Origin of the sequence: Streptomyces sp. ADI96-02 (assembly GCF_003846185.1) — a bacterium.
Taxonomy (GTDB): domain Bacteria; phylum Actinomycetota; class Actinomycetes; order Streptomycetales; family Streptomycetaceae; genus Streptomyces.
In genome coordinates this window covers 3857326-3865695 of the sequence record NZ_ML123034.1, presented here as the reverse complement: position 1 = coordinate 3865695, position 8370 = coordinate 3857326, and the positions used below count along the sequence as shown (strand labels likewise).

The window sequence follows — 8370 nt, the reverse complement described above, 5'->3', positions numbered from 1 at the left end:
GGCGGCGGACCACCGGGCACACCCGCCTGGTGGTCCGCCGCCGGCGTTCCCGGACCCGCTGTCCGCCTCCGCCCGCCCCGCCCTTCACCGCCCGCCGGCAACCGCCTACCGGCGCTCCAGCCTGAAGAGCCGGATCCGGCGCTCCACCCGCTCCTGGTACGCGGCGTACGGCGGCCAGAAGGCCAGCGCCGCCCGCCACGCCTCCTCCCGCTCCGCCCCTTCCAGCAGCTCCGCCCGCACCGGGATGTCCCGGCCGAGCCGGCTGATGACGGCCTCGTCGGGGCGGGCCAGCAGATTCGCGGTCCAGGCCGGATGCCCCGTACGGCCGAAGTTGGAGCCGACCAGGATCCACGTGCTCTCCGCCGGCCCCTCCGGCACGCAGGCCAGCGGCGTCCGCCTCGGCTGCCCGCTGCGCGCGCCCGGCACCGTCAGCACGAGCCCCGGCAGCATGCGGGCGCTGGGCAGCACCCTGCCCCGGGTGAGCCGGTGCACGACGCGGTCCAGTGCGGGCACGACGTGCGGGGCGATCCGCGCGAAGGCGCGGGTGGAGGAGACCTTCTGCACCAGGCGTACGCCGCGGGACATCAGACGACCGCCCGGTACGCGGCGCGGGCGCCGGCGGCACGCGCGTCCGCCGCCCCGCCATCCGTGCCCCCGGTCCCGCCGTCCCCGGTCCCGTCGTCCCCGGCCTCACCGTCCGCGGCCCCGAACAGCCCCGCCAGCCGGGCCGCGCGGTCGCGCAGCCGGTGCACGGGCCCCAGGAGCAGTTCGTCCCCGGCGGCCCGCTTGAAGTACAGGTGCGCCTCGTGCTCCCAGGTGAAGCCGGTGCCGCCGTGCAACTGGACGGCCTCGCCGGTGGCGATCCGGGCCGCCTCCAGCGCCTGGGCCAGCGCGAGCGGTCCGGCGGACGGGTCCCAGGCCGCGTAGTACGCGGCGGAACGGGCCGCCTCGACGCGTACGTACAGGTCGGCGAGGCGGTGCTTCACCGCCTGGAACGATCCGATGGCCCGGCCGAACTGCTCGCGCTGCTTCACGTACGCCACGGTCCGCTCCAGCGCTCCGGCCGCCGTCCCGACCGCCTCGGCGGCCAGCACCGCGGCGGCGGTGCGGCCGGTCCCGGCCAGCGCGCCCAACACGTCCTGGGCGTCGTCCGCGCCGAGCAGTTCCGCCTCGGTGTCGCGGAGCTCGACGCGGGCGAGCGGGCGGGTCTCGTCCATGGCCGTCAGGCGGGTGCGGACGAGCCCCGCCGCCGCTTCGGGCCGGACGAGGAAGAGGAGCGTGCGGCTGCGCGGGTAGCCGCCCGCGTGCGCGGCGACCAGCAGCAGCCCGGCGCTGTGGCCGTCCGGCACCCGGTCGGCCTCGCCGTAGAGCCGCCACCCGCCGCCGTCCGCCGCCCGGTGGGCCTGGACGCCGCCCGACCGGCCGCCGCCCGCCCAGGCTCCGTCGCGGTTGTCACCGGTCAGGCCGAGCGCGGCGGCCGGGGACGGGCCGGGGAGGGCGAGGGCGGCGGTCAGCGAGCCGTCGGCGATCCGGGGCAGCAGGCCGGCGCGCTGCCCGGGGGTGCCGAGGGCGGCGATCAGCGGGGCGGCGAGCACGGCGGTGGCGAGCAGCGGCGACGGGAGCAGGGCGCGGCCGGTCTCCTCGCAGGCCAGGGCCAACTCGGTGGCGGTGCAGCCGGCCCCGCCGTACTCCTCGGGCAGCGCGAGCCCCGGCAGACCGAGATCGCGGGCGAGCCTGCGCCACAGCGCCGGGTCGTACCCCTCGGGGGTGCGGACGGCGGCCCGGACCGCGCCGGGCCCGGCGTGTTCGGCGAGCAGGTCGCGCAGAGTGCGGCGGATCGCTTCCTGTTCCTCGGTGAAGGCGGCGTCCATCCTCGGGCTCCTTCCCCTCGGGGACCGGCGGCCCCCGAACTGACGGGTCGTCATGCTAGGCGCGCGGCGCGGGAATTCCCAGAGTCCCGGCGCGGCCCGGCAGGCCCGGCGCACCCGGCCCGGCTCGGTCCGGCCCGGTCCGGCCCGGTCCGGTCCGGCCCGGTTCCGTACCGCCATATCTGATGTACCGTCAGATTCATGTCTGCCACGCCTTCGTCCCGTCCGCGCAAGGTCGCCGTCGTCGGCATATCCCTCGCGGACTGCGGACGTGTCGACGACGCCACCCCCTACGCCCTGCACGCCCAGGCCGCCCGCCGCGCACTCGCCGACTCCGGCCTGGACCGCTCGCTGGTCGACGGCTTCGCCTCGGCCGGGCTCGGCGCCCTCGCTCCGGTGGAGGTGGCCGAGTACCTGGGGCTGCGGCCCACCTGGGTGGACTCCACGTCGGTCGGCGGCGCCACCTGGGAGGTGATGGCGGCGCACGCGGCGGACGCCATCGCCTCGGGCCGGGCGCGTGCCGTCCTGCTGGTCTACGGTTCGACCGCCCGCGCCGACGTCAGGGCGGGGCGGCGCACCGCGAACCTGTCCTTCGGGGCGCGCGGCCCGCTCCAGTTCGAGGTGCCGTACGGGCATTCCCTGATCGCCAAGTACGCGATGGCCGCGCGCCGCCACATGCACGAGTACGGCACGACGCCGGAGCAGCTCGCCGAGGTGGCGGTGCAAGCGCGGGCGAACGCGGCGGCCAATCCGGAGGCGATGTTCCGCGACCCGATCACGGTGGACGACGTGCTGTCCGGCCCCATGGTCGCCGACCCGTTCACCAAGCTGCACTGCTGCATCCGCAGCGACGGCGGCTGTGCGGTGCTGCTGGCCGCCGAGGAGTACGTGCCGGACACCGCGAGCGCGCCGGTGTGGATCCTGGGCACGGGCGAGCACGTGTCGCATTCCGCGATGTCGGAGTGGGAGGACTTCACGGTCTCCCCCGCCGCCGTCTCGGGCCGCCTCGCCTTCGAGCGGGCCGGGGTGCGGCCCGCCGACATCGACCTGGCGGAGATCTACGACGCGTTCACGTACATGACGCTGGTGACCCTGGAGGACCTGGGGTTCTGCGCGAAGGGCGAGGGCGGCGCGTTCGTCGAGAACGGCCGTACCGGGCTGCGCGGCGCGCTCCCGGTGAACACGGACGGCGGCGGCCTCTCCGCCTGCCATCCCGGGATGCGCGGGCTGTTCCTGCTGGTGGAGGCCGTACGCCAGTTGCGCGGCGAGGCGGGGCAGCGGCAGGTCCGCACGGCGGGCGGGCGGCTGCCGGAGCTGGCGGTGGCCTCGGGGACGGGCGGCTGGTTCTGCTCGTCCGGCACGGTGGTGCTGGCACGGGACTGACCGGCGCGGGACCGGACGGCGGGAACGGCAGGCGCGGCGGCACGGCGGCCTGGGCGGGCACCGCAGGCACCGCGGGCACCGCAGCACAGCGGCCCCGGGCGGGAATGCGCGAGGGTGTGGAATGGGGGCGCGCGCGGGGGTGTGGAATGGGGGCATGAACGACGCCGACGCCGCACAGCGCGCCTTCCGCGACCTCCTCCGCTCCCGGCCCGTCTGGGACACCGAGCTGCCGTCCTTCGACCCGGCCACCGCGCCGCCCGCCCCGCTCCCGCTCTTCCACGCCTGGTTCGCCGAGGCGGTGGCCGCCGGACAGCCGGAGCCGCACGCGATGACGCTCGCCACGGTCGACGCGGCGGACCGCCCCGACGTCCGCACGCTCCTCCTGCACGACGCCGACGGGCGCGGCTGGCACTTCGCCACCCACTCCACCAGCGCCAAGGGCCACCAGCTCGCCGCCCGCCCGCACGCGGCCCTCGGCTTCTACTGGCCCGTACAGGGCCGCCAGGTGCGCGTACGCGGCCCGGTCACCACCGGCACCCGGGCCGAGAGCAGCGCCGACCTGCACGCCCGCTCCACCGGAGCGCTGGCGGCGGCCCTGACCGGTGCGCAGAGCGGCCTCCTGGAGTCGACGGCGGAGCTGCACCGGGCGGCCGACGCGGCCTGGGAACGGGCGGCGGCGGAGCCGGACGCCGAGGCCCCGACCTGGACCCGGTACGTGGTGGAACCGGCGGAGGTCGAGTTCTTCCAGGGCGACGCGCGACGGCGGCACCTGCGCCTGCGCTACCGCGCCACCGGGCCCGGAACGTGGACCCGCGAGCTGCTGTGGCCCTGAGGGAGCCGTAACGCCCTCCCGTGCGCCCCCTCGCCGTACGCCCTCCCGTACGGCTTCCCGTACGCCCCCTTTACCCGGTTCAACCAGGAAAGGAGCACTATGGGAGGCGGATGAGCCGATGGGAGGCACCGATGGCACGAGCCCGTTCCCGTTACGCCCCGGACCGAGGGCTGACCAGTCGCATGGTGACCACCATGTTCCTGATAGGTCTGCTGTACGTCGTGTTCGTCGGGGTGCTCCTCGCGGCCCTGCGCGGCTCCTGGCCGATCATCCTGATCATCACGGGCGGCCTGTTCATCGCGCAGTTCTGGTTCAGCGACCGCATCGCCGCGTACGGCATGGGGGCCCGCGAGGTCACTCCCGAGCAGGCCCCCGAGCTGCACGGCACGATCGACCGCATCTGCGCCCTGGCCGACATGCCCAAGCCGCGGGTGGCGATCGCCCAGAGCGACGTGCCGAACGCCTTCGCCACCGGGCGCAGCGAGAAGTCCGCCCTGGTCTGCGCGACGACCGGACTGCTACGCAGGCTGGAGCCGGAGGAGCTGGAAGGCGTCCTGGCCCACGAGATGTCGCACGTCGCCCACCGTGACGTGGCGGTCATGACGATCGCCTCCTTCCTCGGAGTGCTGGCGGGCATCATCACCCGAGTGGCCCTATGGGGCGGCTTCGCCCGCAGCAGGCCCGGCAACGACCCGATGGGTGTCATCCTGCTGCTGATCCCGCTGATCAGCGCCGTCGTCTACGCCATCAGCTTCCTGCTGACCCGGCTCCTCTCGCGCTACCGCGAGCTGTCCGCCGACCGCGCCGCCGCCCTGCTGACCGGGCGGCCCTCCGCACTCGCCTCGGCCCTGACGAAGGTCAGCGGGCAGATGGCCCGCATCCCGACCGAGGACCTGCGCAAGGCGGAGCCGTACAACGCGTTCTACTTCGTCCCGGCCTTCTCCTCCAAGGAGAGCCTGGGCCGGCTGTTCTCCTCGCACCCGACGCTGGAGCAGCGCCTGGACCAGCTCTCCCGGATATCCGCCGACCTGTCCCGCCCGTGAGACCCGCCACCGCGAGCCCGAGACCCACCACCGCGAGACCCGCCACCCCGCGACCCGCCACCCTCTGAGGAGTACGAACCGTGGGCCTGCTCGACGCGATCCTCGGCCGGAGCAAACCGGTCCGCCCCGACCTCGACCAGCTCTTCGCCGTCCCCTCGGCCGCCCTGACCCTCCAGGCGGCCACCGGCTTCACGCCGACCGGGCTGGGCTCGGTCTGCTTCGCGGGCGCGGAGGGCGGCGGCTTCGCCCGGCTCCAGGAGGACGTACGGGAACTGCTGGACGCGGACACCGAGCGCGGCGGCGTCCCGGTGGAGTTCAGCCGGGACGCGTACGGCTACACGTGGCTGCTCGCCAGCCACCCGGCGGACGACACCGCGACCCTGGTCAACGACCTGCACGCGGTCAACACGTTGCTCCAGGACGGCGGTTTCGGCCCGCAGCTGCTGTGCTCGCTGATCGGCTTCCGCGACGCCCAGGGCCGGTCCGTGGCCCTGGTCTACCTCTACAAGCGCGGCACCTTCTACCCGTTCGCCCCGCTGCCCGGCGGCGTGGAGAAGCGGGACAACCAACTGGAGCTCCAGGTCAGGAGTGCGCTCGGCGACGACCTCCGGGTGGAGAAGGACCTCTCCCGGTGGTTCCCGGTATGGGGCGCGCCGGGACTGTGACGCGACCGGAGGACCCGCGGCGGCTTCCCCTGGGTCAGGATGCCGCCGGGGCGGTCATGTCGCCAGGCCGGGCAGGTCGACGTAGGTGCCGACGCCGTTCACCAGGTGCGTCTGCGCGGAGGCGGTCGGGCCCGTCCCTGAAGTAGAGGTGGTCGTAGAGCGCGTTCAGCTCGGGACGGTGGTCCGAGCTGACCGTCTCACCCGACGCCGTGAGCTTCAGCTTCAGCGTCCCCGTCCCAAGACCGGTCGGCAGAGCCTCACCCGCCGCGACCGCCACACGCGTGGAACAGCCTCTTCCACCCTGCGGTGCGGGGTGGAAGAGGCTTACTGGGTGATGAGGTTCAGGTCAGTTGCATCCTGGTCCGGTGCGAGGGCTGGAGCAGGTGTTGCGGCCGGTGCCGCCGTCGTTGGTGTTGGTTCCGGTGCCGCCGGCGAGGGTGTCGTTGCCGGGTCCGCCGTAGAGGGCGTCGTCACCGGCTCCGCCGTTGAGGACGTCGTTGCCGTTGCCGCCTTCGAGGCGGTCGTTGCCTGCGGCTCCGTTGAGAACGTCGTTGCCGTCGCCGCCGCAGAGCAGGTCGTTCCCGCCGCGTCCGTCCACGACGTCGTTGCCTCCGAGCGCGAAGATGACGTCGTCGCCCGGGGTTCCGTTGAGGACGTTGTTGCCGTTGGTGCCGGTGATGGTCGCCGTGGCCGTGGCGCACGTCGTCGGCGCGGCCTCGTAGGTGATGGTCACCTGGGCCGGTCCTGCGGCGGCCCCGGAGGTGCCTCCTGCCGGGACGTGGTTCGACCCGCCGCCACCGCCCCCGGGCCCCTCTCTCCCAACAGGGGAGAGGTCGTAGCAGCCACCGCCACCGCCACCGCCGAACCAGCCGGCTCCCCCGCCCCCGCCTCCGAAGCCACCGCCGCCCGTTCCACCGGAGCCGGCCGTGCCCGCCGTCCCATCGGTGCCGGTAAGTTCGGTGCACGCCGCTCCGCCCGGCCCACCGGCGGTCTGGGTTCCGCCCCCGCCGCCCCCGCCGCCGCCCGGTCGGCTGCCCCCGTCCTGCCCCGTGTCTCCGGCGTCTCCGCCGGTGGCCTCCGGGACGGTATAAGGGCTGTCGGTACCCGTTCCGCCTCCGCCTCCGCCCGCTGCCACGATGAGACGCGGGTCGGTGGCGGGGACTCCGGTCAGGTCGCATCCGGGGTCGGCGGTGCTGCACGTGCGCACGTCACTGGAACCTCCGCCGCCACCCCCCATGACCGGCGAGGTGCTTCCGCCGATGCCTCCGCCTGTTCCGACGTTGACGTATAGGGTGGCGTTCGGTGAGACGGCGACCGTGCCGGTGACCGTGGCGCCGTCCCCGCCCGCACCGCCGTTCCCGCCGTCCTGCCCTGCCGCGCCGGTGGCGGTGACCGCCAGCTGTGTGACACCGGCCGGGACGGTGAACGGTTGGTCGGCGCCCGCGTCGAAGGTGACCGTGACCGGTGCCGCCGCCGCGGGCGTCGCCGTGGCCACCACCAAGGCGGCCGGCAACGCCATCGCGGTGAGCAGGACACCGGCCTGCCGGGCCGAACGGTTCCATCTACGCGCGGCCTTGGGGCCACGGCGTTCATCTACCTGCGCGATCAGACTCACGATCGGGTTCCTCCACGGATGAGCACACACGACGGACAGGACATGGACTGGGAGAAGGGCCGAACCCACCTGCCGGTCGAGCACACCCGTCACGCGAGACCCTTCCGCCACACCGTCCGCCGCCGATCCCCACCCGGCAACCCGGAATAGCCCGTTGGAGACGCCCGCCCCGCCCCGAGGGAGTGGCGTCGGCGTCGAAGGGTGCGACCCGGGTGCGGTGTCGGCCGCGACGGCTACGGCTGACGCGCCGCCCCGGGCTGACACGGGCCGCCCCGGGGCCGGAACACCGGCACGACCTCAGCGGCCCCGGCCCCCGTGGTGGCGGGCGTCTCGGCGGCCTCCCGGCGGAAGGCGACCTCCAGCTCCATCCCGATCCGCAGGTCGGCGTGCGCGCACTCCACGACCTCCGTCATCATCCGGGGCCCCTCCGCCAGGTCGACGACGGCGGCGACGTACGGCACGCGCTCACCGAAGGGCGGCAGGTCGTTGCGGTGCACGACGGACCAGGTGTAGAGCGTGGCCCGGCCGCTGGCCCGCTCCCACCGCACGTCCTCGCTCCAGCAGTGCGGGCAGAACTCGCGCGGGTAGTGGTGCGCCCGCCCGCAGGCCGTACAGCGGCGCAGCAGCAGCCGCCCCTCCGCCGCCGCGTCCCAGTACGGACGGGTGAAGGCGTCCGGCTCCGGCAGGTCGAAGCGCGCGGAGGCGGTCCGGCCGCCGCCGCTCACAGGAAGAGGCCGATCGCCGCGTCCAGGGACCACGTCTGCCAGGACATCGCGAACAGGGCGACGAGCGAGATCAGGGCCATCATCGCGTTCTGCCCCTGCTCGGCCCAGTCGTGGATCATGAGGACCAGGTAGAGCAGGTTCAGCAGGAGCCCGGCCACCAGCGCGACCGGAGTGAGGAATCCGACGATCAGGCCCAGTCCCAGGGCGAGTTCGGCATAGACGACGACGTACGCCATGAC

Annotated in this window: 8 protein-coding genes and 1 pseudogene; 4 read left to right on the top strand and 5 right to left on the bottom strand. The window is 74.6% G+C overall.

The genetic code is table 11. The annotated features are described in order from the left end of the window. Positions 1 to 105: 105 nt before the first annotated feature. Both EES43_RS17020 and EES43_RS17015 read right to left on the bottom strand, forming a co-directional pair. Positions 106 to 585: a nitroreductase family deazaflavin-dependent oxidoreductase gene (locus tag EES43_RS17020; RefSeq protein WP_124269505.1), complete on the bottom strand. Its 480-nt coding sequence runs from the start codon at positions 583 to 585 to the stop codon at positions 106 to 108. After that, on the bottom strand, positions 585 to 1871 hold the full coding sequence (locus tag EES43_RS17015; protein ID WP_124269504.1) for an acyl-CoA dehydrogenase family protein: 1287 nt from the start codon (positions 1869 to 1871) through the stop codon (positions 585 to 587). The genes EES43_RS17020 and EES43_RS17015 overlap by 1 nt, the downstream gene beginning before the upstream one ends. Positions 1872 to 2069: 198 nt before the next feature. Here EES43_RS17015 and EES43_RS17010 point away from each other — a divergent pair, with 198 nt between their 5' ends. The 4 genes from EES43_RS17010 to EES43_RS16995 all read left to right on the top strand — a co-directional run bounded on the left by EES43_RS17010 (position 2070) and on the right by EES43_RS16995 (position 5791). Next, entirely contained in the window at positions 2070 to 3251 is a 1182-nt protein-coding gene (locus EES43_RS17010) for a thiolase C-terminal domain-containing protein (protein ID WP_124269503.1), read from the top strand. Positions 3252 to 3405: 154 nt separating this feature from the next. Then, positions 3406 to 4083, top strand: a complete 678-nt coding sequence (locus EES43_RS17005) for a pyridoxine/pyridoxamine 5'-phosphate oxidase (RefSeq protein WP_124269502.1) — start codon at positions 3406 to 3408, stop codon at positions 4081 to 4083. Between the two features lie 131 nt (positions 4084 to 4214). Then, complete coding sequence (gene htpX / locus EES43_RS17000) at positions 4215 to 5126, top strand: zinc metalloprotease HtpX (RefSeq protein WP_124269501.1); 912 nt, start codon at positions 4215 to 4217, stop codon at positions 5124 to 5126. An 80-nt stretch (positions 5127 to 5206) separates the two neighbouring features. Then, on the top strand, positions 5207 to 5791 hold the full coding sequence (locus EES43_RS16995; protein ID WP_124269500.1) for a PspA-associated protein PspAB: 585 nt from the start codon (positions 5207 to 5209) through the stop codon (positions 5789 to 5791). A 346-nt stretch (positions 5792 to 6137) separates the two neighbouring features. Here the strand turns inward: EES43_RS16995 and EES43_RS31730 are convergent, their stop codons facing one another. From EES43_RS31730 to EES43_RS31420, 3 genes and pseudogenes are all read right to left on the bottom strand, one after another. Beyond that, positions 6138 to 7406 carry a calcium-binding protein gene (locus EES43_RS31730; protein ID WP_164493188.1) on the bottom strand — a complete coding sequence of 423 codons (1269 nt, stop codon included), beginning with the start codon at positions 7404 to 7406 and terminating at the stop codon, positions 6138 to 6140. A gap of 233 nt (positions 7407 to 7639) precedes the next feature. Beyond that, entirely contained in the window at positions 7640 to 8131 is a 492-nt protein-coding gene (locus EES43_RS16990; RefSeq protein WP_124269499.1) for a Zn-ribbon domain-containing OB-fold protein, read from the bottom strand. Next, positions 8128 to 8370, bottom strand: a pseudogene (locus EES43_RS31420) (DoxX family protein); the annotation flags it as partial. The gene EES43_RS16990 and the pseudogene EES43_RS31420, both read right to left, overlap by 4 nt.

Excerpts from the sequence above, each read along its gene's own strand:
- EES43_RS17020 (WP_124269505.1), bottom strand. The coding sequence starts at position 585 with ATGTCCCGCGGCGTACGCCTGGTGCAGAAGGTCTCCTCCACCCGCGCC.
- EES43_RS17015 (WP_124269504.1), bottom strand. The coding sequence starts at position 1,871 with ATGGACGCCGCCTTCACCGAGGAACAGGAAGCGATCCGCCGCACTCTG.
- EES43_RS17010 (WP_124269503.1), top strand. The coding sequence starts at position 2,070 with ATGTCTGCCACGCCTTCGTCCCGTCCGCGCAAGGTCGCCGTCGTCGGC.
- EES43_RS17005 (WP_124269502.1), top strand. The coding sequence starts at position 3,406 with ATGAACGACGCCGACGCCGCACAGCGCGCCTTCCGCGACCTCCTCCGC.
- htpX (WP_124269501.1), top strand. The coding sequence starts at position 4,215 with ATGGCACGAGCCCGTTCCCGTTACGCCCCGGACCGAGGGCTGACCAGT.